Origin of the sequence: Kitasatospora humi (assembly GCF_020907985.1) — a bacterium.
GTDB classification, from domain to species: Bacteria; Actinomycetota; Actinomycetes; order Streptomycetales; family Streptomycetaceae; genus Kitasatospora; species Kitasatospora humi.
Genome location: NZ_JAJJPA010000007.1, coordinates 73,851 through 97,111, shown reverse-complemented (window position 1 = coordinate 97,111; position 23,261 = coordinate 73,851). Strand labels below are relative to the sequence as shown.

General features: G+C 71.2%; 18 protein-coding genes, 1 tRNA gene and 3 pseudogenes. 8 read left to right on the top strand and 14 right to left on the bottom strand.

Annotated elements, in window-relative coordinates:
* Positions 1-13: 13 nt before the first annotated feature.
* Together LN042_RS09860 and LN042_RS09855 are read right to left on the bottom strand one after the other, a co-directional pair.
* Positions 14-1,396 (bottom strand): NAD(P)/FAD-dependent oxidoreductase, encoded by a 1,383-nt coding sequence (locus LN042_RS09860; protein WP_230050523.1) that lies wholly within the window; start codon positions 1,394-1,396, stop codon positions 14-16.
* Between the two features lie 23 nt (positions 1,397-1,419).
* A complete protein-coding gene (locus tag LN042_RS09855; protein WP_230050521.1) occupies positions 1,420-2,379 on the bottom strand; it encodes a glycosyltransferase family 2 protein in 960 nt (319 codons plus the stop codon).
* Positions 2,380-3,450: 1,071 nt separating this feature from the next.
* Between LN042_RS09855 and LN042_RS09850 the strand changes: the two genes are divergently transcribed.
* Entirely contained in the window at positions 3,451-4,908 is a 1,458-nt protein-coding gene (locus tag LN042_RS09850; protein ID WP_230050520.1) for an MFS transporter, read from the top strand.
* A gap of 67 nt (positions 4,909-4,975) precedes the next feature.
* Here LN042_RS09850 and LN042_RS09845 read toward each other — a convergent pair whose 3' ends face one another.
* The 4 genes and pseudogenes from LN042_RS09845 to LN042_RS09830 all read right to left on the bottom strand — a co-directional run bounded on the left by LN042_RS09845 (position 4,976) and on the right by LN042_RS09830 (position 7,615).
* The gene (locus LN042_RS09845; protein ID WP_230050519.1) at positions 4,976-5,503 is read right to left on the bottom strand and encodes a DinB family protein; all 528 of its coding nucleotides are present in this window, start codon (positions 5,501-5,503) and stop codon (positions 4,976-4,978) included.
* 74 nt (positions 5,504-5,577) lie between these two features.
* Entirely contained in the window at positions 5,578-5,802 is a 225-nt protein-coding gene (locus tag LN042_RS37655) for a hypothetical protein (RefSeq protein WP_230050807.1), read from the bottom strand.
* Between the two features lie 158 nt (positions 5,803-5,960).
* A pseudogene (locus LN042_RS37650) lies at positions 5,961-6,467 on the bottom strand (phosphotransferase); the annotation flags it as partial.
* Positions 6,464-7,615 (bottom strand): NsdA family TPR-like regulatory protein, encoded by a 1,152-nt coding sequence (locus LN042_RS09830; RefSeq protein WP_504871020.1) that lies wholly within the window; start codon positions 7,613-7,615, stop codon positions 6,464-6,466. The gene LN042_RS09830 and the pseudogene LN042_RS37650, both read right to left, overlap by 4 nt.
* Here LN042_RS09830 and LN042_RS09825 point away from each other — a divergent pair.
* Positions 7,537-8,169 (top strand): hypothetical protein, encoded by a 633-nt coding sequence (locus LN042_RS09825; RefSeq protein ID WP_230050516.1) that lies wholly within the window; start codon positions 7,537-7,539, stop codon positions 8,167-8,169. The genes LN042_RS09830 and LN042_RS09825 overlap by 79 nt on opposite strands.
* A gap of 323 nt (positions 8,170-8,492) precedes the next feature.
* Positions 8,493-9,611 (top strand): SRA domain-containing endonuclease, encoded by a 1,119-nt coding sequence (locus LN042_RS09820; RefSeq protein WP_230050514.1) that lies wholly within the window; start codon positions 8,493-8,495, stop codon positions 9,609-9,611.
* A gap of 75 nt (positions 9,612-9,686) precedes the next feature.
* On the opposite strand, the gene LN042_RS09815 is transcribed toward LN042_RS09820, so the two are convergent.
* The 4 genes and pseudogenes from LN042_RS09815 to LN042_RS09800 form a co-directional block, all read right to left on the bottom strand.
* Positions 9,687-10,493 (bottom strand): DUF6602 domain-containing protein, encoded by an 807-nt coding sequence (locus LN042_RS09815; protein WP_230050512.1) that lies wholly within the window; start codon positions 10,491-10,493, stop codon positions 9,687-9,689.
* 201 nt (positions 10,494-10,694) lie between these two features.
* Positions 10,695-11,625 (bottom strand): annotated as a pseudogene (locus LN042_RS09810) (LysR family transcriptional regulator).
* A gap of 5 nt (positions 11,626-11,630) precedes the next feature.
* Positions 11,631-12,467, bottom strand: a complete 837-nt coding sequence (gene fdhD / locus LN042_RS09805; RefSeq protein ID WP_230050510.1) for a formate dehydrogenase accessory sulfurtransferase FdhD — start codon at positions 12,465-12,467, stop codon at positions 11,631-11,633.
* Between the two features lie 141 nt (positions 12,468-12,608).
* Positions 12,609-13,883, bottom strand: a pseudogene (locus tag LN042_RS09800) (molybdopterin dinucleotide binding domain-containing protein); the annotation flags it as partial.
* 52 nt (positions 13,884-13,935) lie between these two features.
* On the opposite strand from LN042_RS09800, the gene mobA reads away from it, so the two are divergent.
* Positions 13,936-14,598: a molybdenum cofactor guanylyltransferase gene (mobA, locus tag LN042_RS09795; RefSeq protein WP_308191785.1), complete on the top strand. Its 663-nt coding sequence runs from the start codon at positions 13,936-13,938 to the stop codon at positions 14,596-14,598.
* Positions 14,599-14,726: 128 nt separating this feature from the next.
* Here mobA and LN042_RS09790 read toward each other — a convergent pair whose 3' ends face one another.
* Positions 14,727-15,212 (bottom strand): GreA/GreB family elongation factor, encoded by a 486-nt coding sequence (locus LN042_RS09790; protein ID WP_230050509.1) that lies wholly within the window; start codon positions 15,210-15,212, stop codon positions 14,727-14,729.
* 202 nt (positions 15,213-15,414) lie between these two features.
* Between LN042_RS09790 and LN042_RS09785 the strand changes: the two genes are divergently transcribed.
* The gene (locus LN042_RS09785) at positions 15,415-16,095 is read left to right on the top strand and encodes a helix-turn-helix domain-containing protein (RefSeq protein ID WP_230050507.1); all 681 of its coding nucleotides are present in this window, start codon (positions 15,415-15,417) and stop codon (positions 16,093-16,095) included.
* A gap of 149 nt (positions 16,096-16,244) precedes the next feature.
* Positions 16,245-16,691, top strand: coding sequence for a universal stress protein (locus LN042_RS09780; protein ID WP_230050505.1), 447 nt, complete (start codon positions 16,245-16,247; stop codon positions 16,689-16,691).
* A gap of 64 nt (positions 16,692-16,755) precedes the next feature.
* Here LN042_RS09780 and LN042_RS09775 read toward each other — a convergent pair whose 3' ends face one another.
* Complete coding sequence (locus LN042_RS09775) at positions 16,756-17,826, bottom strand: zinc-dependent alcohol dehydrogenase family protein (RefSeq protein WP_230050503.1); 1,071 nt, start codon at positions 17,824-17,826, stop codon at positions 16,756-16,758.
* 355 nt (positions 17,827-18,181) lie between these two features.
* Between LN042_RS09775 and LN042_RS09770 the strand changes: the two genes are divergently transcribed.
* Positions 18,182-18,724, top strand: coding sequence for an SMI1/KNR4 family protein (locus LN042_RS09770; protein ID WP_230050501.1), 543 nt, complete (start codon positions 18,182-18,184; stop codon positions 18,722-18,724).
* 120 nt (positions 18,725-18,844) lie between these two features.
* Here LN042_RS09770 and LN042_RS09765 read toward each other — a convergent pair.
* Positions 18,845-18,918: transfer RNA gene (locus LN042_RS09765), tRNA-Ile, on the bottom strand.
* Between the two features lie 122 nt (positions 18,919-19,040).
* Entirely contained in the window at positions 19,041-19,862 is an 822-nt protein-coding gene (locus LN042_RS09760; RefSeq protein ID WP_308191784.1) for a PAS domain-containing protein, read from the bottom strand.
* A 216-nt stretch (positions 19,863-20,078) separates the two neighbouring features.
* Between LN042_RS09760 and LN042_RS09755 the strand changes: the two genes are divergently transcribed.
* Positions 20,079-23,231, top strand: coding sequence for a bifunctional cytochrome P450/NADPH--P450 reductase (locus LN042_RS09755; protein ID WP_230050500.1), 3,153 nt, complete (start codon positions 20,079-20,081; stop codon positions 23,229-23,231).
* Positions 23,232-23,261 lie beyond the last annotated feature (30 nt).

Sequence of the window (23,261 nt, the reverse complement as noted above, 5' to 3'; positions counted from 1 at the left end):
GTCGCTGGTCGGCTCAGTCAAGGGAACTCCCGGTGGCGAGGGGCTGCTGGGTCAGGGCGCGACGGCGGTCGGCGATCAGCCGGCCGGCCCGGCGGCCGTCCCGGACGGCGTAGTTGATGCCACGGTCCTCGGGGAACACCTGTGCCATGCCGGCCAGGTAGAGACCGCCGACCGCCGACTCCACGGCGGGCATGGCCCGGGTGTAGTCCGGGGTGATCACGGGCTGGGCGTACTCGGCCCGCCAGACGTGGTAGCGCTCCACCCAGGAGCGGTCGAACCGGGGGAACATCCGCTGGATGTGCGGCAGGCTGTACTCGAAGACCTCGTCGTCGGTCATGGTGTACAGCGCCGCGTCGGTCGGCAGGTACTTGGAGAGGTAGACGATGTGCCGACCGCCGTAGCGCTGCGGCTGGTCGAGGTTGGTGTGCTCGATCACGCCGACGTAGGGGAAGGTCGGGTCGTTCACGTTGAGCCAGTAGGTGTCGGAGAGCCGGCGGTGGTTCTCCAGCACCAGGCAGACGTTGCCCAGGTAGTCCACCCCCCGCCAGCGGCGCAGCAGTTCGGGCAGCGCCGGGTGGCCGTGCGCGTCCGGCTGGTCGAGCAGCTCGGCGGCGGCCTGCGGGGCGCAGGTCAGCAGCACCTGCCGGGCCGGGTGGAACGTGCCGCCCGCGGTCACGCCCCGCACCCTGCCGTCCTCCAGGCGCACCGCCTCGACGGTCTGCCCGGTGCGGAACTCCACGCCCAGCGCCTCCAGATGGCTCCGGTACGCGTCCAGCAGGGCCGCGCAGCCGCCCTTGAGGTAGTAGAGCGTTTCCTTGCCGGCCTTGGTCCGGCTGCCGCCGCGCAGATGGAGCTTGGTCCACATCCAGGTGGCGCCCACCTGGTCGGCGTACTTGCCGAACTTGCCTTCCAGCAGCGGGCGCCAGACCACCTCGTAGACCCGCCGGCCGCCCAGTGCGACCAACCAGTCCTCGGCGGTCCTGGACTCCAACTGACGCCAGTGCTTCACCCGTTGGGCGCGCAGCGCCATGAGGCCGAGGCGGATCCGGTCGGACATCGCGAGCGGGGCGAAGCGCAGTACGTCGAGGGGGGAGGAGAGGCGGTAGACGGAGTTGGCGTAGTAGACGCCGGTGCGGGTCTCGTGCGCCTCCAGCAGCCTCGAGATGCCCAGGCGCGAGCAGAGCTCCAGCATCTCGTGGTCGGAGGAGAACCAGTGGTGGTAGAAGCGGTCCAGCTGGTGGCCGCCGGCCTCGAAGGTGCCGGCCAGGCCGCCGATCTCCGGTTCGGCCTCGATGATCCGGCAGCTCAGGCCCTGGCCGGCCAGCTCCAGCGCGGCGGACAGTCCGGTGAACCCGGCGCCGACGATGACCACGTCGACGGGCGTTTCGGCGTTCACCGCTTCATTGCTCAACGGCGTGTTCAAAGGACGACCCTCTCGACGGCGGGCAGCGGGCTCACGGCCCGGTCGAACCGTTCTTCGATGACGTATCCGGGGCGGTCCTGCACCTGCCGGAACACGGTGTGCAGGTACTCGCCGAGGATGCCGATGGCCAGTGCCTGGGCGCCGAACTCGGCGGGGCGCAGCAGCAGTCGGGCGTCGCGGCGGATCGCGGCCGCGGTCAGTCCGCCGGCCAGCGCCGCGGCCCCGAGGCCGGTCGACAGCCGCAGCGGCGCGACCGATCCGGACAGCAGTCCGCGGCGGGAGAGCGCGAGCATCCGGCGCAGGGTGTACTTGGTCTCGCCGGCCACCCGCGGGGCGCGGTCGTACTCGATGCTGGTCTCCGCGAAGCCGAACCAGCTGACCGCACCGCGCAGGTAGAGGTCCTTGTCGCGGATCCGGCTCAAGCGGCTCACCACTTGACGGTCCATCAGGCGGAAGTCGCCGGTGTCCACGGCGGCCGGCTGATCGGCGACCGCGTTGAGCAGGCGGTAATAGGCGTACGCGGTGGCCTTCTTGAAGACCGTCTCGCCGTCGCGGCGGCGGCGCCGGGCGGAGACCACCGACCATCCCTCGCGCCAGCGGGCGGCCAGCTCGGGAATCAGCTCGGGGGGATCCTGCAGATCGGCGTCGATCACCACCACGGCGTCGCCGACGGCCTCGCGCAAACCGGCCAGACAGGCGGCCTGGTGGCCGAAGTTGCGAGTGAAGCGCACGGTCCGGACGCTCGGATCGCGACGGGCCAGCGAGACCAGCAGGTCCCAGGTGCCGTCCGTGCTGCCGTCGTCCACGTAGATCTGTTCGCAGGTGTAGCCGGTCATGCCGCGCAGGGTCGCGGCGAGTCGGGCGTGGGTCTGGTGCAGGACCCCGGCCTCGTTGAAGCAGGGGATGACGATGCTGAGCGTCGGCGGTCTGTCGTCGAAGACGCGCGTCTTCGGCACGGCTCACCTCTCAGTGGGATCGGTGGGCGGTGACGGCCGCCCCGCGTCTCACCGCACGCCGCCCGGGGCAGCGGCCGGCTCCGCGCGGCGAGCGCGGTGACGGGCCGAAGGCCGGGGCGGTGCGGTGTGCGGGAGAGGGGGAGGGCGTCCTGAGGTACGGACGGTCGGGTCTGCTGGGTGCGACCGACCGGGTCACGGCGGACTTCGTCGTCCGCCGCCGTTGGCCGAGATACGAGGAAGATCTGAACGCCTCTGTACAATTTCACATTGCTCATGTGTGCGTCAATGTTGGATTTTTAGCGACGGGATCCGGTCGTCAAGCGTCGGTTTTCGGTACCAGCGAGCGCTCTTCGCTTGACCGGCGGCCCGTCGGGCTGCTGCGTGAGCTGCTGCTTGTGCGCCATCGGGTCCGCGCGAAACGGCCTCGGGTGCTGGTGGGGCTCGGCAGCGAGCGGCTTGCCCGTCAGTTCGGAACTGTTGGCAAATGTTCTCGCGCGCGTCAGATGGCGCGCGGACCCAGTGGCGGGTCGGGCTGCTGCCGGTGCCGGTCAGGGGTCATGCTCGGCACCGGCAGCAGCCGTGCGCCCTGACCGACCCTCAGCGGTCGGGCGCCGCTCCGCGGATGTGCGAGGTCGGCCGCCCGGGATGGGCGGCCATCGCGACCTCGCCGCCGCGGAAGCTTGCGGACGTCGCCGGTGCCCCGTCGGCGGCGCAGGCGGCGGGCGGGGCGGGCGAGTCCGGTCGGAGTGCCGAATGGCGATCGGCGCTCCGCGGCAGTGCCGGCCGGTCCGCAGCCAGTGCGGGCCGGCCGGCGCTTGAATCCGTCATAACCGAACAGATTCAAACGCAACACAACATATGACATCGTGCCGGACCGTCGCCGTCAAGCACCCCGTCGGCAACCGAGACCAGCTCGTGATCTTCACGACTCCCCACGCGTCCGGGAATGGCGGCCGCCTGATCGCCGAACCACGGGGCAGGATGGTGACGCGCCATCGGGACAGCGCACGCCGGGGCTTCGGCGCGTTGGCGGGCCTGCCACCGGACCGCCCCGACCACAGGAGATGCGCCTTGGACGTCACCCCGCCCAGCCGCGCCGCCGACGACGCCGCCCAGGGACCCGAGGCGGACGAGGCCGCCCGCTCAGCCGAACGGCGCCGCTGGAAGGCACTGGGGGTCTGCCTGCTGGTCGGGTTCATGAGCCTGCTGGACGTCTCCATCGTCAACGTCGCGCTGCCCTCGATCGAGCGAGGGCTCGGAGCCAGCGAGGCCGACCTGTCCTGGGTGCTCTCCGGCTACGCGCTGACCTTCGGGCTGATGCTGATCCCGGCCGGGGTGCTCGGCGACCTGTGGGGGCGGCGCACCGCCTTCCTGGTCGGCCTGGTGCTGTTCGCGGTGGCGTCCGCCGCCTGCGGGCTGGCTCCCACCGCGATGGCGCTGGTCGCCTCCCGGCTGGTCCAGGGCATGGCCAGCGGGCTGCTCGGGCCGCAGATCTCCGGGCTGATCCAGGAGATGTTCAGCGGCCCCGCCCGAGCCCGCGCCTTCGGCTACTTCGGCACCACGGTCGGGCTGGCCACCGCCGTCGGACCGCTCTCCGGCGGCCTGCTGATCAGCCTGGCGGGCAGTCAGGACGGCTGGCGCTGGGTGTTCTTCGTCAACCTACCGATCAGCGTGGTCGCCTTCGTCCTGGCCCTACGGCTGATCCCCGTCAGTACCGGCGGCGCGCTCGCCGGGACCGGCCGCCGCCGGGTCGACCTGGTGGGCGTGGCGCTGCTGGCCGCCGGGCTGCTGGCGATCCTGCTGCCGCTGGTGCAGGAGCAGCAGTGGAGGGGCCCGGCGAAGTGGTCGCTGATCCCGCTCGGCATCCTGCTGCTGGCCGGCTTCGTCGGATGGGAGCGGCGCTGCCCGCTGCCGCTGGTGGACCTCTCCCTCTTCGCCATCCGCGGCTACCGCTACGGCGTGCTGCTCGGCCTGCTGTACTTCGCCGGATTCACCCCGATCTTCTTCACCTTCACCCTCTTCCTGCAGCGAGGCCTCGGCTACAGCGCCCTCCAGGCCGGCGCGGCCATCACCCCGTTCGCGGTGGGGTCGGGCGTGGCGGCGACGGTCGGCGGCCGACTGGTCAGCCGGCACGGCCGACGGCTGATCATCGTGGGCCTGGCCACCGTGGTCACCGGCACCCTGCTGACCGCGCTCGCCGTCCACGAGGTGCCCGGGCAGTCCGCCGCCCTCGCCACCGCCGTGCCGCTGGCGCTCGCGGGCACCGGCTCCGGCCTGACCATCTCGCCGAACGTGACCCTCGCCCTGGCCCAGGTCCCGGTAGCCCGCGCGGGCACCGCCGGCGGGGTCCTGCAAACCGCCCAACGCCTCGGCACCGCCATCGGCGTCGCCAGCCTCGGCGCCGTCTTCTTCGCCCACCTCGCGCGGGACGGCAACTGGGCGGGCGCCTTCCAACTCGGCGTCCTGGTCGCCGCCGCCTTCGAAACCTGCGCCCTGCTGTGCGCGCTGGCCGACGCCCGCCTACCCTGAGCTCCCTCGGGCTCCCTTGGGCCCGCTTGGGCTCCCTTGGGCCCTCATGGGCTCCCTTGGGCCCCCGCTACCGGCCGACCGACCCGTCCGCCTGCTCCCGCAGGATGTCGGCGTGCCCCGCGTGCCGCGCGGTCTCCTCGATCATGTGCACCAGGATCCACCGCATCGACCGCGGCACCCCCTGCTTCCCGGTCGCCCTCGCCGCCACCTGCCCCAGGTCCGCACACCGCGCGATCACCTCGTTCGACCGCGCCACCGCGGCCCGGTACCCCGCGACCACCGACTCCTCGGTGTCCCCCTCGCCCAACTCCATCCCGAAGTCCGGCACTTCCACCTCGGCGCCGTCAAACACCCACTCGAACCAGTACATCTCGGCCTCGGTCAAATGCTTGACCAGCCCCAGCAGATTCGTCCCCGACGGCACCCCCGGCACCCGCGCGAGGTCCCCCGCCAGCCCCTGCGCCTTGGCGACGACCGCCTCACGCAGGTAGTCGAGGAAGGCCAGCAGCGTGGCCCGCTCGTCGGAGTCCACGGTCGGCGGCTTCGCGTCGACGTCGGCGGGGCGGTTCTCGGTGCGCAGTTGATCATCAGTCACGAGGGCACCCTAGGCGCGCGGGGGGCGAGCGCGCCACACAGACGCATCGCCGCATCCCCGAAGGGGAACCCGCTCTACAGAATCCCCTTCCAGGCCCAGGGGCGTGGCCCACAGCGTCCTCGGAGGCAGTCGACCCGGAGTTGGGCCTCGCGCTCCCAGCTGGAGTTCCTGGCGGCGTGTTGGGCGGCGTAGGCGGTGATCCGGAGCTCGCGTATGGCGGCGAGCACGGGGTAGCCGTCCCAGGTGGTGACGTCGTACCCATACGTCCCGCAGAAGGTCTCGTAGTCAGCCGGTGACACGGCCCCGGTCGTCCGGCAGCGGACCGCGGTCGACACGAGGTCCCATTCGGGCGGGCCGACGGAAACCCGTTCGAGGTCCATGACCAGCGGGCCCTCGGTGTGCTGACGATGTTTCCGGGCCACGCATCGCCGTGGATGAAGCACTCGGATCGATCGCTCCTGAGTCCGTCACTCCACTGCTGGACGAGTTGATCGTGGAGATCGGTCAGCCATTGACGGTCGCTGGATGCGATGGTGACGGCGGCGGCAATCCGATCCCTGATTCGAACGAACGGGTCGAATCGGCCAATGTCGAAGTGGTCAGGGCAAGGGAGGGAATGGAGGGTCCGCAGGACGGCAGCAACGTCGGAGACCGTGCCGTGCTGGTGGCTTGGCACCTCGACCCAGAAGGTGACCGGCCGACCGGCCACGACGACCGGCTGGTCCACCGTGGTCGGAGCCACGGCAGGGACTCCGTGCTCTGCGAGCCAGCGCGCGACCTGTACCTCCCGGACTGCTGCAGCCTCCTGCCCCGGCCTCGCGATGCGCACGATGATCCCCGACGGCAGCCACCACGTCTCGTTCTCAGCGAGCCGGCGCGGCTCGGCACCGCGCGCATCGAAGCCGGCGGCCGAGCACGCTTCCCGCAAGACATCGAGTGACGACGCCGGTCCTGGTGCTGTCATACCTGGACCGTAGCTCTGATCTTGTGGCACAGATCAAGGGCCCCGGGAGCTGTTCGGACGCGCTCCGCGTACCTCCCGAGCTCTTTAAGATCCGCTGCTGCACGCCGAGATGTCAGCTTTCCCGAGAGTGCCACAGCGCGGTGTCCGAGCGCGATGCCTTCGGCGGGATCCCCGGTGGCGATGACGAGGGATGCCAGCTTCGTTGAGGAGATCGCCCGCGAGCGCGTGTACTGGTCACTGTGACCGCGGACAGCTGCGGTGAACCGTCTGATGGCTTGCGCGGCGTCGTGCCCCTCGACTTCGACCGCGAGGTCGAACAGCGCATGGGCGGTGTCGCCGTTGTGCTGGGCCTCGTCGTAGTAACTCATCCACGTTGGATCGTTCCCGGGCTGCCGGCGCGAGAACGCGTCGTCGGCAGCGCCCACCGCGGCCAGGGCCTCCCGGACATTGCGGAGCTTCCCCCATGCGCGGGCCCTGGCTGTGTGGAGCATCGCCTGCTCCGTCGGGGTCAGGCGGTCCGAACGCACCAAGCCCTTCTCGGCGTAGGTCAGACCGTTGTCCGCCTGACCGGTCCAAACCGCCTGGCGCGCGAGAAGGGAGTAGCCCTTGGCGCGCAGATGCCAGTGGAGCCCCTCCTCGGCGCACTCCACCGCGATCCTGAAGGCGGTCTCGGCCGACCCGTGTTCGAGGATGTCGAACTGGCAGGCGCCGGCAACCAGTCCGAGACGGGCGATGGCCGCGAGGAACTTCGGCCGCAGCGACTCCGGGCACTCTACGGAGAGCAAGCCGACGGCCCACCGCATGGCGTTGGAGGCCACTTGGCCGACCATGCCGCCACTGCCGTAGGAGTTGTCCCATCGCTGGAGGCTGTCGGCAATCTCGCTCAGCTGACTGATCTCGCCAGGGCCGATTCGCGGGGGAAGCGGTAGAGCTGTCGTGGGGGTGAGAAGTCCTATGAGGTTCAAGGGGGCAAGGGCAGCAAGTCCGCTGATGGCGAGAACGGCACGACGTTGCATGGGGTCACTTCCGGCTGGCAGTGGTGCAGTTCCCTCCAGGATGCGTCGTTCGAGTGCTTGTCCGGTTCGTGTTGCCTGTCCGCAGCGTGATTTATCCGCATCAGCCCGCCGATTGTCCGCATCGAACACCATCGCCCACGCGCGCTGAAAGAGTCCTCCGGTCCCGAGGACAGCGTCAAGCCGCGGCGGCAGGTCCTCCGGACACCGGTACTCGTCCTTGCCGCCCCGGCAACCGCACCGCTGCCGAGGCCGCCGCTGACCACTGGCTCACCCTCAACGCAGGAGAGGGCCTCGCCGCCTTCACCACCCGCCTCGCCCTGACCGCACTCGACGCCAACGGCCTCGATACGCCCGCAGCGCAAATCATCGCGCACTGCCTGGCAATCCGAACGAGTGAGTCCGGCGACGGCTACGCCCTGCGCGACCTCCTCGCCCACCCGGGCGTTCGCGGCCACCTCGCACCGCAGCAGACCGCAGCCCTCGAACACGCCCTCGCCGCCTGCGCACTGCACTCCGGCGCCCTCCCCATCGCCAGCCGCGACCAGTTGGAGGATGCGCTCGCTCTCGCCAGGACGGTGCTCGAAGACTCCCCGCTCAGCAAGGCCAGCAGCGTCGGCCTCTCGTCAGGGTCCACAGTCGGCGGCTTGGCGCCGGCATTGGCGGGGCGGGACGCGGTGCGCAGCTGATCTTCAGTCACGGGCGCACCCCAGGCGCGCGGGGGCGAGCGCGTCATACTGCCCGGTTGACAAGTGCCGCGTCCGTGCAGGACCGCCTAGCGATCAGCGTTTGCCGTCGCTCGGAGCTGTGCGTCTACCTTCGGAGCCTCCTGCAGGTGGCTGAGGGACACCTTGTCAATGTCTCTGCCGCAGGGGGCTGAGGCTTGGTCCCGTTCCTAGGTCGGCGGCGTGGAATCGACGTCGGCGGAGCGGTGCCAGGATGCGGTTGATCTCCAGTCATGGGTGCAGGAGTGACCCGCACTTGTCACGGCACTGATCTAAAGTCACCTGGTATGACGATCAGTTCTGATGCCATCACGCCCGGCGACATACGTACCCGGGCGCAGATCCAGAAGGTGTACGGGGGGAGCGGTCAGGGAGGCATCTGCCCCGCGATCGAGGAGCGGAGCGTCAACCTCTACTCGGACCCAAGCGTGGGGGAGAAGCTCGGGTACTACGACGGCTGGTTGGCCGAAGAGGACGAGCTGGGCCCGGTGTTCGAGTACACCGGCCACGGGAAGGTCGGTGACCAGACCTTCGAGGGGCAGGCAGGTAACGGCAATCGGGCGATACTTCAGCACGCTGAGCAAGACCGTGTTCTGAGGGTGTTCACCCGAGTCGGAGAGGTGTCGCCGGGCGGAGCGAAGACCCACCGGTACCTCGGGCCGTTCAGCCTGGACAGTCAGCAGCCGTACGTCTGGCGCAGGGTGCATGGCGAAACCGGTCGCGATCGTCAAGTGATCGTCTTCCGCCTGAGGCCCGACGGTGAAGTGCAGCGTTCCCCGGAGGACGTGGTCCCGGCAGCGAAGAAGACCTTCGCGGAGCTGGTGCCACCGCAAACCGTCACCGTGGCCATGCTCCACTCGGCTCCGGCGACGAGCGGTGCCCTGTCCACCCCGAAGCCCCGGGGCAACAAGGGCCAGGGCGCTCGGAAGTCAGCTGCGCATGAGGAAACCAGCGGTACGTTCGTCATGCCGGAAGAGTTCAGCACCCGGATGAGTCTGCGCTCCGCCACCGCCACCACCATCGCGGTGCGCCGCGAGGCAGAGCTGACCCAGCAGTACAAGGAGTACCTGGAATCCATCGGTCACCAGACCGGTGCCTTCCAGATTAAGGTCAAAGGCTTGACCTCCACGCTGCGCGCCGACCTCTATGACGCGACGGCCCACGTGCTGTACGAGGTCAAGGGATCCAGCTCGCGGGAAGACGTGCGGATGGCGATCGGACAACTCTACGACTACGGGCGCTACATCAACATGCCGGAACACGATGGCGAACCCGAGTTGGCCATACTGCTGCCGGCTGCGCCCGACTTGGATCTCTATCCGCTGCTGAAGCGCTGTGGGGTCGGGATTGTCTATCGCTCGGCTAACGGTGACTTCATAAGCGGAGGCGCTACCGACCTCAGTTGATGGTTCCCGTGCCGCGATGCCGCTGGGCGGGTTTCCCTGGCAGCATCGCGGCAGTTGCCGGGCGTGAGCCTGAGCTCAGAACCTCCACTGCTTGGAAGGCCTCCCCAGTGGTGTCGCGGCAGCGTAGGGCACCAGGTCGAGCGGGTGCATCCACGCGTCCGAGAAGTGGATGTTCAGGTGGAGCGCCAGTGGTAGCAGGATGTCCTGATCCGGTATGGCGTCGATCTGCATGAGCGACGCCCCGGGCACGGGAGACCGGTAGAGAGCCCCGCTCTTCGGATCCGCCCACTGTAGGTAACCCTTGCCGAGAACCCAGACGCTGTCTGGCCATTCAATCGGGTCACGGCCATGGCACCAGTCCATTAGATGGCCCGCGAGTGTCTCCAGCTTGATGCTGTCGAAGGCAACAACGAACCCCGAGGTGGGAAAGTACTCGTAGGTCCGCCCGTGCGCCGTGGTGGTTCGTGGGATGAGACCCCGGATCGGCCGGTAGGCAGACTTCTGGAGCCTCCGTGCTTTGCTGATCTTCTCGCACGAATCCCTGAGCTGGTCCCCGTCTAGCTTGGTTTTCACCTCAACAACGCCGTAGACGCACTCATTGGGGATCATTCGGTATCCATTGAGCGTGGTCAACGGGGGAGTGTCGCGGTCGATGAGCACGATGTCGCATTGTGGGGAGACATCGCCGGTTACGGCCAGGATCTCGGCATCGTGTATCGCCTCCACGTGAGACGGCAGGTAGCCAGCCAGGAAGCTATGGGTGAGGGCCTCACGCGAGGTCCCAGCACCGCCGTGGTGCTTGAAGGCCTTGGATTGCTCGAAGTCGGCATGCATCTTCTTGGCCACCGAGCTGAGGATCTTACCGAGTTTCTCCTGGGTCATGCGAGGATCTTAGGGCGCCCTCGAACCGCCAAGCGGAGAGTGGCCAAGCAGTCCGATTCTTAGGTGAGTTGAGCAATCTTGGGGCTATCTGGTGGTCTCGGTGTACTTAGAGGACGAGGGGGACGTTGACCGATACGCCGAAGCGTTCGCCCATCTGAGGGCCCGTGCACCACGGCTGACGTCGGGGGAGTGACCCCCGGTTCAGTCGGCCGCAGGGGCGGGGAGCTGTTCCAGGGTGGAGGCGAGGTCCAGCTGTCGGGCGGTGTGGGCCAGGGCGCGGGCGATCACCGAGCCGGGCTCGCGGGCGCTGATGACCAGTCCGATCGGCATCGAGCGGGTGGGCTCGACCAGCGGCACCGCCCGCATGCCGTGCGGCACACCGAACACGTGCAGCCAGGCATAGGGCACGATGCTGGCCCAGCGGCCGGTCCTGACCTGGGCGAACAGCGCCGCCACCGAGTCCGTCTCGACCCTCGGCGCCGGCCGCAGCCCGGCCTCGGCGAAGACCTCGTCGATCACCCGCCGCCCCTGCATCGAGGGCGCCAGCAGGCAGAGCGGCAGCCGGGACGCCTCGGCCCAGGTCGCGGTCGGTCGGTCGGCCGGCCAGGTCGTCGGCGGTGCTGGTCAGCAGCACGTGCCGCTCCTGGTAGAGCGGGACGGTGTGGAACCCGTCCCCGAGTTCGTCGGTGAGGTAGGTGACCCCGGCGTCGAGTTCGAAGGAGCGCAACCGGCGTTCCATGTCCGTCGAGCGCAGATCGGTCAGCAGCTCGACGGTGGCCAGCGGATGCGCCGCGCAGAACGGGCTGGTGAGCAGCGCGACGGCGCCGGAGGCGGTCGGCACCGAGCCGATCCGCAGCCGTCCGGTGAGGCCGGTGCGCAGGGCGCCGACCTCGTCGCGCAGGGCGTCCCGGTCGGCCAGGATCCGCTGGGCCCGCAGCACGATCCGTTCGCCCTCGGGGGTGAGGCCCTGGTAGCTGCGGCCGCGCCGCACCAGCGGCACGTCCAGCTCCTCCTCCAGCTTGCGGATCGCCTCCGAGAGCGCCGGCTGGGAGACCGAGCAGGACTGGGCGGCGCGCGCGAAGTGGCGCTCCCGGGCCAGTGCCACCAGGTACTCGAGTTGACGGAACAGCATCCCGGTCAGCCCACCGGCACGGGTTGCAGCCGCTCGGTGCCCGTGTAGACGTTCATCGAGGTGCCGCGGAGGAAGCCGACCAGGGTCAGCCCGCTCTCCGCCGCCAGGTCGGCGGCCAGCGAGGACGGCGCGGAGACCGCCGCCAGCATCGGGACGCCCGCCATCACCGCCTTCTGCACCAGCTCGAAGGAGGCCCGGCCGCTCACCATCAGGATGGTGCCGCGCAGTGGCAGCAGGCCCTCCCGCAGGGCGTGGCCGACGACCTTGTCCACCGCGTTGTGCCGGCCGACGTCCTCGCGCAGCGCGAGCAGCTCGCCGTCGGCGCTGAACAGGCCGGCAGCGTGCAGGCCCCCGGTGCTCTCGAAAACCCGCTGGGCCGCCCGCAGCCGGTCGGGCAGGGCCGACAGCACCTCGGGGGTGGTGCGCAGCGGGTCTTCGGCGACGGTCCAGGCCGCGGTGGTGCGCACCGCGTCCAGGCTGGCCTTGCCGCACAGGCCGCACGACGAGGTGGTGTAGAAGTTGCGCTCCAGCGACGCGTCGGGAGCGGCGACGCCCGGGGCCAGGGCGACGTCCACCACGTTGTAGGTGTTGCCGCCGTCCGCCGTGGCACCGGCGCAGTAGCGGATCCCCGCGACCTGGTCGGCGCTGTGCAGCACGCCCTCGCTGACCAGGAACCCGACGGCGAGGTCGAAGTCGTCTCCCGGGGTGCGCATGGTGACGGTCAGCGGACGGCCGCCGACCCGGATCTCCATCGGCTCCTCGGCGGCGAGGGTGTCGGGCCGCTCGGAGTACGCGCCGTCCCTGAAGCGCAGCACCCGCCGTCGCGCGGTCACTCGGCCCATCGTTCGCTCCTCGGTTCGGTTGTACGGGTGTGCCGTCGCTGTGAAGCCTAAGGTGCCGCGAAGCCCGTGGCGCCGTGGAGACCGTGGCACCCCGCGAAGTCCATGGCGCTGTGGAGGTGGTGGCCCCACGGTGTCCACGGCTCAGGCGGCCGGTGCCGGCTCCAGGCGGATCACGATGCTCTTGGAGGTCGGGCAGTTGCTGACGTCGGCGGTGCTGTCCAGCGGGACCAGCACATTGGTCTCCGGGTAGTACGCGGCGGCCGAGCCGCGGCTCGCGGGATAGGCGACCACGGTGAAGCCCTCCGCGCGCCGCTCGACGCCGTCGTGCCACACGCTCACCAGGTCCACCACCGTGCGGTCGGCGATGCCGAGCTCCGCCAGGTCGTCCGGGTTGACCATGACGACGCGCCGGGCGTTGTGGATGCCGCGGTAGCGGTCGTCGAGTGCGTAGGGAACGGTGTTCCACTGGTCGTGCGAGCGCAGGCTCTGCAGCAGCAGGTGGCCGGCGGGTACCAGCGGCATCTGGAAGGCGTTGCGGGTGAACACGGCCTTGCCGCTGGGCGTGGGGAAGCTGGCGTGGTTCACCGGGTTCGGCAGGTGGAAGCCGCCGGGTCGGCGGACCCGCTCGTTGAAGTCCTCGAAGCCGGGCACGACCCGGGCGATCCGGTCGCGGACGGTGTCGTAGTCCGCCTCGAACTCCTCCCACGGGACGGCCGGTTGCTCGCCCAAGGTGAGGCGGGCCAGCCGGGCGACGATCGCCACCTCGCTGAGCAGCCGTGGGGAGGCCGGCGGCAACGTGCCGCGGGAGGCGTGCACATCGCTCATCGAGTCCTCGGCGGTGATGAACTGCTCGCCGCTCGCCTGCACATCGCGGTCGCTGCGGCCCAACGTCGGCAGGATCAGCGCGGTTTCGCCGCAGACCGTGTGCGAGCGGTTGAGCTTGGTCGAAATGTGCGCCGTCAGACGGAAGTTGGGCATCGCCCGCTCGGTCACGGCGCTGTCCGGCGTGGCCCGCACGAAGTTGCCCGCGACGCCGACGAACACCCTGGCATCGCCGTCCAGCATCGCCTGGATGCCCCGCACCGCGTCATACCCGTGGTGCGACGGCGGCGTGAAGCCGAACTCGCGGCCCAGGGCGTCGAGGAAGGGCTGCGGCATCTGCTCCCAGACGCCCATGGTGCGGTCGCCCTGCACATTGCTGTGACCGCGCACCGGGCAGACGCCGGCACCCGGCTCGCCGATGTTGCCGCGCAGCATCAGGAAGTTGGCGATCTCCCGGACGGTCGCCACGCCGTGCTTGTGCTGGGTGATGCCCATCGCCCAGCAGACGATGGCGCTCCGGCTGGCCAGCACCCGCTGGTGCACCTGCTCGATCTCGGCCCGGCTCAACCCGGTGGCGGCGCGGATGTCGGCCCACGGCACGCGGGACAATCGACGGCGACGACGACCCGTGAACCGAGGAGAGCCGATGCCCGAGCTCGAGTTCGACGCGCTCGTCCTGGCCGGCGGCGCCGCCGCGCGGCTGGGTGGGGTGGACAAGCCGGGCCTGACGGTCGGCGGTCGCAGCATGCTCGACCGGGTGCTGGACGCCTGCGCCGACGCCCGCACCACCGTCGTGGTGGGTCCCGAGCGAGAGGCCGGGCGAGAGGCCGGGCGAGGTGCGGCCGGAGCGGGCGAGGGGGGAGGCGGCGAGGTCGGAGGGGGCGTGGCGGGAAGGGGCGCGGTCGCCTGGACCCGCGAGCAGCCCCCGGGCGGGGGGCCGGTCGCGGCGGTCGCCGCCGGGCTGCCCCTGGTGACCGCCGAGCGGGTGCTGCTGCTCGCCGCAGACCTACCGTTCCTCGACCGCCGTACCCTGCACCGCCTGCTGGCGGCACTGGACGATGCCGAGGCCGCGATGCTGGTCGACGCCACCGGCCGGGACCAGCCGCTCGCCGCCGCCTACCGCACCGCTCCGCTGCGCGCCTCGCTCGCCGCCCTGGGCGAGCCCGCCGGCCGCCCGCTGCGCCGCCTGGTCGCCCCGCTGCACACCGCCCGGCTGGCCGACCCCGACGCGGCGGCCTACGACTGCGATACCTGGGAGGAACTGGCTCACGCCCGGGAACGCGAGCAGGCGGCATCCGAGGAGCGGTGACGCCGAGGACGGATGACGCCCGACGACGGATGACGCCCGACGTCCGACGACGCCCGACGCCCGAGGACGGATGACGCCCGGTGGCCGGCGGCGCCAGGCGGTTGGCGACCCCGGCTCCCGACGAGGCTTCAGGCCTGCTCCCGTCCCTGGCCGATCGACACCACCGTGGCGCTCATCCGCCCGCCGGGCGTTTCGTACTCCACCGTCTCCCCGGCCCGGCGGCCCAGCAGCGCGAGCCCGAGCGGGCTGTCGTCGGTGACCAGCGACTCGTCCAGCTCGTTGGCGACCTCACTGATCTCGAAGGTCTCGGTGGCGCCGTCCGCGAACCGCAGGGTGACCGTGCTGCCCACACCGACCGTGTCCGTCCGGGGGCTCCCGGCCACCACGCCCTCGGTCAGCCGCGCCTCGATCTCGCGGATCCGGCGGTCCAGCCGCGCCACATCCGAGACCCGTTGCAGCTCGTCGGCGTCGTCGGCCCGATCGCCCACACCGTCCTTGTCCCGCAGCGTCGCGGCCACCGCCGCGCGTTCGGCGCGTACCTCGGCCAGCTCCGCTTCGAGCGCTCGGCGGCCTTCGGGGCTGACCGGCGCGGGTCCGGTGGATCCAGTGGTCACTTCTGGCTCCCGTGGTGTCGGCGGGACGGTCGGACGACGTTCCACGAAATCGGATGACAGGTCTACAAAACGGGTCATGATGGAGCATATCGCCCCGGTGGCGTCATGGCGCCCGGGACGGGTGGTGCGCGTCGGCGCCGTCCAGCACGCTGAGTTGGTAGCCACCACGCCGCGACCAGGCACGACGAAGGGTGAGACCCCGATGGAGACGACCCCCGAGCCCGGCCCCCCGCACGACGCCGAGGCGATCGCCACCCGGATCGCCGACCGCCGGGCGCAGCTCGGCCTCAGCGCGGACGAGTTGGCGCGCGATGCGGGAATGTCGCCCCACTACCTGGACAACCTGCTGACGTTCGGGCCGGCGTTCGACTCGGCCGGCTTCCTGCGGATCGCGGGGGCGCTCGGGCTGTCGTACGGCGAACTCCTCGAGGGGCGCGCCGAGTCGCCGCCCGGGCAGGCGGCCCCGGCGCCGCGTCCGGCGCTCTTCCGGCTCACCGAGGAGGAGTGCTGGGACCGGCTGGGCACCCACGGCGTGGGCCGGATCGCGCTGCCCACCCACCCGGGCCCGTCCGTGTTCCCGGTGAACTACGCGGTCGACCGGAGGGCGATCGTCTACCGGACCGACCCCCGGGCGGCCGCCGCGGTCCAGGGGGGTGCGGAGGTGTCCTTCCAGGCCGACCGCATCGACGAGCAGCGCAGTCAGGGCTGGAGTGTGCTGCTGATGGGTACCGCCGAACGAGTGACAGATCCGGACGAGGTGTCGCGGCTGCAGGCCGAGGTCCGCGTGAAGCCGTGGGCCGGCGGCGAGCGGCCGCTGTGGATCCGCGTCCGACCCGGCACGGTCACCGGTCGGCGCATCACCAGCCTGCCGGGCGCCGCCTGACCGGCCTGGGGGTGCCCGCCCGATCAGCTTGCGGGCGCCCACCCGACCGGCCGCCCCCCTTGGCGGACCGGGGTCGCTCCCTGCTGGCGGGCCGGAGCGCGCGGGCGCAGCGTGGAGTGTGTCCGCCCGACGAGACGAGGTGAACCGGAATGACCGAAGCGGAGACGGCACCGAGAGTGGTGGTGGGGATCGACGGCTCGCTCTCCTCGCGGGCCGCGCTGCGCTGGGCGGTGCGCTACGCCGAGCGGGTCGGCGGCACGGTCGACGCGGTCGGCGCGATCGAGGTCCCGATGGACTACGGCTGGGGCGCTCCGGCCGTCGACACCCGGCTGGACGAGGAGCTCGCCCGCCGGAACTTCGACGCCGAGCTGGCGGAGACCGTCGGCGGGCAGCCACCGGTGCCGGTGCAGCGGGTGCTGGTCCGGGGCAACCCGGCCGACGTGCTGATCTCGGCGGCGGAGGGGGCGGACGTGCTGGTGGTCGGGAACCGGGGCCGCGGCGCTTTCGCCCGCGCCGTCCTGGGCTCGGTCAGCCAGCGCTGCGCCAGTCATGCGGCGTGCCCCGTGGTCATCGTCCGTCCGGACCAGGTGGGCTGAGCGGTCAGCCCCGGTCAGCCCCTGACAGCCCCTGACAGTGTCGGCCCCGGGTGTCGACGGCCGGTCAGCCCCGGAAGAGCGCCACCTTGAGCGCTCCGGTGCCGCCGGCGTCGCTCTCGGCGTCGCTGCCGGCGGCGCCGCTGAAGACGTCATAGGCGTCCGGCATCTCGTCCAGCCCGAACCGGTGGGTGACCAGACCGGTGACCGGCAACCGGTCGGCGGCCAGCAGGCCGAGCAGCAGGGGCGTGCTGCTGGTGTCCACCAAGCCGGTGGTGATGGTGACGTTCTTGATCCACAACTCTTCCAGGTGGAGCGTCACCGGCTTGCCGTGAACGCCGACGTTGGCGACCCGGCCGCCGGGGCGGACCACCTGGGTGCAGAGCTCGAAGGTGGCGGGGACGCCGACCGCTTCGATGGCGGTGTCGACGCCGAGCCCGTCGGTGGTCAGCGCGCGGATCGCGGGACCGTCCGCGGCGGTGGCCTTCAGCACCACGTCCGCGCCGAGCCGCTCGGCCGCCGCCAACCGGTTGTCCGCCAGGTCGACGGCGATGATCACACCCGGGCTGTAGAGGCGGGCGGTGATGATCGCGGCCAGGCCGATCGGGCCGGCACCGACGATCGCCACCGTGTCGCCGGGCGCGACGCGGCCGTTGCGGACTCCCACCTCGAACGAGGTGGGGAGGATGTCCGCCAGCAGTAGTGCGTGCTCGTCGGTGACCGTCGCGGGCAGCCTGTGCAGCGAGGTGTCGGCGAACGGGGTGCGGACGAACTCCGCCTGGGTGCCGTCGATCAGATGGCCCAGGATCCAGCCGCCCCCGCCGGTGCACTGGCCGTAGCTGCCGGCCCGGCAGTAGCCGCAGCGGCCGCAGGCGGAGATGCAGGAGACCAGCACCCGGTCGCCCGCCTTGACGGTGCGTACCCCCGGGCCGGTCTCGACCACCGTGCCGACCGCCTCGTGGCCGAGGATCCGCCCCTCGGTGACCTCGGGGACGTCCCCCTTGAGGATGTGCAGGTCGGTGCCGCAGATGGTGACCGCGTCGACGCGCACGATCGCGTCCTCGGGATCGCGCAGTACCGGATCGGGGACCTCGCCCCAGACCCGGTGTCCAGGGCCGTGGTAGGTCAGTGCCTTCATGATCGAGTCACTTCCGTCGGAATCCCGTTCGGACTTCCCTCGACTCCAGCCTCCGCCGACCCACCGCCGCCCGCACTCCGCGCGCCACGCACCCATCGCACTGGTGGTCCGCGGCGGCCGACCTCCTGCCATCGCTGCACTCCTCCGGCGGTCGGGGCCCTTCGCCGCTCCTCCGGCGGTCGGGGCCTCGCCGCACGGCCCTGGTCTCGACCGAGCGCACCGCCGGGCGAGGTGCGCACGGCGGCCGAGCCGGTCCGTGATCCGAACAATTCGGTGGTTGTCGGCGGCCTTTGAGAAGGTGGCATCCCATCAGGACCTCCGGCGAAAGACCGGGGCAGCCGACGTAGGAGCCGTCATGGACAACGCCGCCGACCAACTGGCCCGGTTCCTCCCGGGAGCCCCCGCCGGGCAGCCGAAGGACTGGGCGGCCGTTGCGGACCGGTTGGGAACCCAACTTCCCCGCGACTACAAGGAATTCATCGAGCTGCGCGGCGGCGGCCACGTCGACGGCTACCTGTACGTGCTGGAACCGGACAGCGCCAACGAACACTACGACCTGGTCCACGAGGCCGAGGTGCGAAGCGAGGCGTTCGACTACCTCTGGAGCAGTTCGGAGAAGAAGCCCGCCGTGCTGGATGAGCCCGGCGCCCGCTTCATCCCATGGGCGTCGACCGACAACGGCGAGTTCCTGTACTGGCTGGTCAGGCCCGGGCAGCACCCTGACGACTGGACCATCGTGATCAATGAGGCCCGCGGCGACTGGTACGAGTACCTCGACATGGGTTTCGCCCGGTTCCTGCTCTCCGCGCTCACCGGAGAAATCCGGTCCGAGATCCTCAGCGACCACCACTTCCCGAGCACTCCCCACACCTTCCAGCCTTTCAGCGGGTGGGAGTGAGACATCCGAGTTCCGCCGTCAGCGACAGGGGCGCCCGGGTTCCGCGCGGGGCCGGCGGTGGCGAACCGCTGAACGCCGAAATGCCCGGAGCGGGTCTCCACTCCGGGCATTTCGTACCGGTGGGCCTAACAGGACTTGAACCTGTGGCCTCTTCCTTATCAGGGAAGCGCTCTAACCGTCTGAGCTATAGGCCCTTGCCGTGCGGAAAACGTTAACCGACCGACCACGGATCTCACAAATGCGCGGGCTCCGGGGCCGGGCCCTTCGAAGAGGCACGGGCGATCGCCGTGCGACGGAACCGCCCGGGGACTCCCGGTCACCTCGGCGGCGTGTCGACGGCGGTCGCGCGGGGTGGCCAGCTGTCCGGGGCGAGCACGCCGGTGGCGTACGCACGGGCCACCAGGGCGGTGCGGTTGGGGACGCGCCAGCGGCGGGTCAGGCGCGTCAGGTGGTAGTTGACGCCGTCGACGGTGAGGCCGACCTCCTTGGCGGTCTGCGCCGTGGTGGCGCCACGGGCCGCCGCGGCGAGGATGCGGGCCTCGATCCGGCTGACCCGCTGCGCCACCCGCCCGGCCGACCGGGCGGGCGGTGCGGCGGCCGAAGCGCCCGGGGTGCGCAGCCACAGCAGCAGCTTGGGGCCGTCGTCCGGCAGGTCGCTGACCGGCTCGATGGTCAGTTCGCCCCGGCGCTCGGTGCCGTCGTGGGCGGTGAACAGCACCTCGATCGGGTACTGGGAGCGACGGTGCAACCGGAGCGCTTCCAAGACCGGCCGCAGCGCTCCGCTGCCCTGTGGCCGAAGCAGCTCCAGGATCTTCCGTCCGCGCAGACGCCCTGGCAGTTGGCCGAGTTCGGCGCCCATCGCCCGGTTGACGACATGGATGCGGCCGACCGTGTCGCACACCGCTACCGGCAGCGGCAGGTGGTCGAACAGCTGCAGGAACCGGTTGCGCCAGAGGATCGCGAGTTCACGCGGGTCCTCCGGGAGCGCTTCCGCCGGCAGCTCGGGCAGCTCGTGCCGCCCGTTCCGCCCGTACTGCCCGCGCCGCTCGGGCAGCTCGTGCCGCCCACGCCGCTCGTGCAGTTCTCGCAGTTCTCGCAGTTCGTGCGGCTCGGGTAGCTCGTCCACGTCGGGATCCATACCGGCACTCCGATCCTGTGGCGCAAGCCACATCTGACGCCGTGACGGCAAGGACATCCTCGCTGCCGACACTACAGAATCATGTAGTCGAGCAGGCCGCCAAGCCTCCTCGGGAAGCCCACAGTGGAGATCGGCCGCCGGCGGATCCACTCGTCCGCTCGTGCGGCACTGGTGACTCCAACTGCCGATCTCCTACTGCGGAAGGCGACCCGCGCCATGACCGAGACCATGCCACCCCCGCACGCCGTCAGCACCGATGGCCCGATCCCCGTGGTGGACCTCTCCCAGGCCCGCCCGGCCGCCGCGCCGACGCTGCGCACCATGGAGCTGGCCCGGCAGTACGGACCGGCCTTCGTGCAGCGCATGCACGGGAACGACCTCCTGGTGGTCAGCGACCTGGAGCTGGCCACCGAGCTGGCGGACGAGCGGCGGTTCACCAAGGCCGTCGGGCCGGGCCTGCAGAACGTCCGGGAGTTCACCGGGGACGGCCTGTTCACCGCGTACAACCACGAGCCCAACTGGCGCAAGGCCCACGACATCCTGATGCCGGCCTTCGCACTCGGCTCGATGCGCACCTACCACCCGGTGATGCTGCGGGTCGCCCGCCGCCTGATCGACTCCTGGGACCGCCGGGCGGCCACCGGTGAACCCGTGGACGTGCCGGGCGACATGACCCGGATGACCCTGGACACCATCGGACTGGCCGGATTCGGCTTCGACTTCGGCTCGTTCGAGAGCGCTGAACCGCACCCCTTCGTCGATGCCATGGTGCGCTGCCTGGAATGGGCGATGACCAGGATCACCCGGGTCCCCGGCGTCGACTACTCCGAGCGGGACGAGGCCTTCCGGGTCGACGCCGATCACCTCGCCTCGGTGATCGACGAGGTGATCGCCGCCCGCACCAAGGGCGAGGCACAGGACGGGGCCGAGGACCTGCTGGGGCTCATGCTCCAGGCCGCCCACCCGGTCGACGGCACCACGCTGGACGCCGAGAACATCCGCAACCAGGTGATCACCTTCCTGATCGCCGGCCACGAGACCACCTCCGGCATGCTCGCCTTCGCCCTGTACCACCTGGTCAAGCACCCGACCGCGCTCCGGCTGCTCCAGCAGGAGGTGGACGGGCTGTGGGGCGAGCAGGCCGACCCGGAGCCGTCGTACCAGGACGTCGCCCGCCTGCGCCACACCCGCCAGGTGCTCCTCGAGTCGCTGCGGCTGTGGCCGACCGCTCCGACGTTCTTCCGTGAGGCCCGCGAGGACACCCTGCTCGGCGGCCGGATCCCACTGCGCGCCGGCCGGTCCGTGATGGTGCTGGTCCCGATGCTGCACCGCGACCCGGTCTGGGGGGACAACCCCGAGCTGTTCGACCCCGCCAGGTTCGACCCGGAGGCCGAGGCGGCCCGCTCGCTACACGCCTTCAAGCCCTTCGGAACCGGCGAACGCGCTTGCATCGGACGGCAGTTCGCCCTCCACGAGGCCACCATGCTGCTCGCCATGCTGGTCCACCGCTACCGGCTGATCGACCACACCGGCTACCAGTTGGCGATCAAGCAGACCCTCACCATCAAGCCCGACGGCTTCGCCCTCACGCTGGCCCGGCGCACTCCCGTGGCACGTCCCGCCGCAGCCGTCCGGGCGCAACCGACCGACGGCGGGCTGCCCGCCCGGGTCCGCCAGGGCACCGGAGTGCTGCTCCTGCACGGCTCCAACTACGGTGCCTGTCGCGAGTTCACCCGGCAACTCGCCGACGCGGCGGCCGAGATCGGCTGCGACACCGTCGTCGCCCCGCTCGACGCGCACGCCGGTGCGCTCCCCGCCGACCGGACCGTGGTGATCACCGCGGCTTCGTACAACGGCCAACCCACCGACGACGCCGCCGCCTTCGTCGAGTGGCTGGAGAGCGCGGCCGAGGGCGCCGCGGACGGCGTGGGCTACGCGGTGCTCGGCGTCGGCGACCGCAACTGGGCCGCCACCTACCAGCGCGTCCCCACCCTGATCGACGACCGGCTGGCCGCCCTCGGCGGCACCCGGCTGCTGGAGCGGGCCGAGGCGGACGCCTCCACAGACCTGGCGAGCACGGTGAAATCGTTCACCGCCGCGCTGCGCACCGCCCTGCTGGAGCGCCACGGCGACCCGGACAGCACCGCCGCCGCCCTGCCCGAACCGGACGGGTACCAGGTCACCGAGCTCACCGGCGGCCCGCTGGACGCGCTGGCGGCCCGGCACGGGATGACGGCGATGACCGTCACCGACGTCGACACCCTCACCGACCCGGCCTACCCGAGGGTCAAGCGCCTGGTCCGGCTGGCGCTGCCGGACGGCGCGACCTACCGCACCGCCGACCACCTCACCGTGCTCCCCGCCAACGACCCCGCCCTGGTCGAACGCGCCGTCCGGGCGCTGGGCGCCGACCCGGACACCGTGCTCAGCATCACCGCTCCCCGCCGCAGCGGCCTGGCCGTCGACCGGCCGCTGACCGTACGGGAGTTGCTCACCCACCACGTCGAGCTGCAGGACCGTCCGACCGCCGGCCAGCCGGCCGTGCTGGCCGAGCTCAACCCCTGCCCGCCCGAGCGGGCCGCGCTGCGGGCCGTCGCCGCCGACGACCCCCGGACGCTGCTCGACCTCATCGAGGACCATCCGGCCCTGCGCGAGGCGCTGACCTGGCCCGTCCTGCTGGAACTGCTGCCCCCGATCCGGCCGCGCCACTACTCGGTGTCGTCATCGCCGGCGGACGACCCGCGCCGGATCGACCTGATGGTCTCGCTGCTCCAAGGCCCCGCCCGGTCGGGCCGGGGCACCTACCGGGGCACCGGCTCCGGCCACCTCGCACGCGTCCGGCCCGGTGACAGCGTGCTCGCCCGGATCCAGCCGTGCCGCGACGCCTTCCGGATCGGCCACCGCACCCCGGTGATCATGATCGCCGCCGGCACCGGCCTGGCCCCGTTCCGCGGTGCCATCGCCGACCGCCGCGCCCTGCTCGCCGGCGGCGCCCAACTGGCCCCGGCGCTGTGCTACTTCGGCTGCGACCGCCCGGACGCCGACTACCTGCACGCCGACGAGCTGCGGACCGCCGAACTCGCCGGGGCGGTCTCGATGCGTCCGGTGTTCAGCGAAGCCCCGGTGGACGGGCTGCGCTTCGTGCAGCAGCGGATCGCGGCCGAGGGGGAGGAGGTGTGGCAGCTGCTGCAGGCCGGGGCCGAGGTCTACGTCTGCGGGGACGGCGCACGGATGGCCCCCGGTGTGCGCGACGCCTTCCAGGCCCTCTACCTGGACCACACGCCTGACGCCGACGAGGCCGGCGCCTGGAAGTGGCTCCAGGAGCTGGTCAAGCACGGCAGGTACGTCGAGGACGTCTACGCCGGATGACCACTGCCCCTCGCCGGCGGTGGGGCCGGC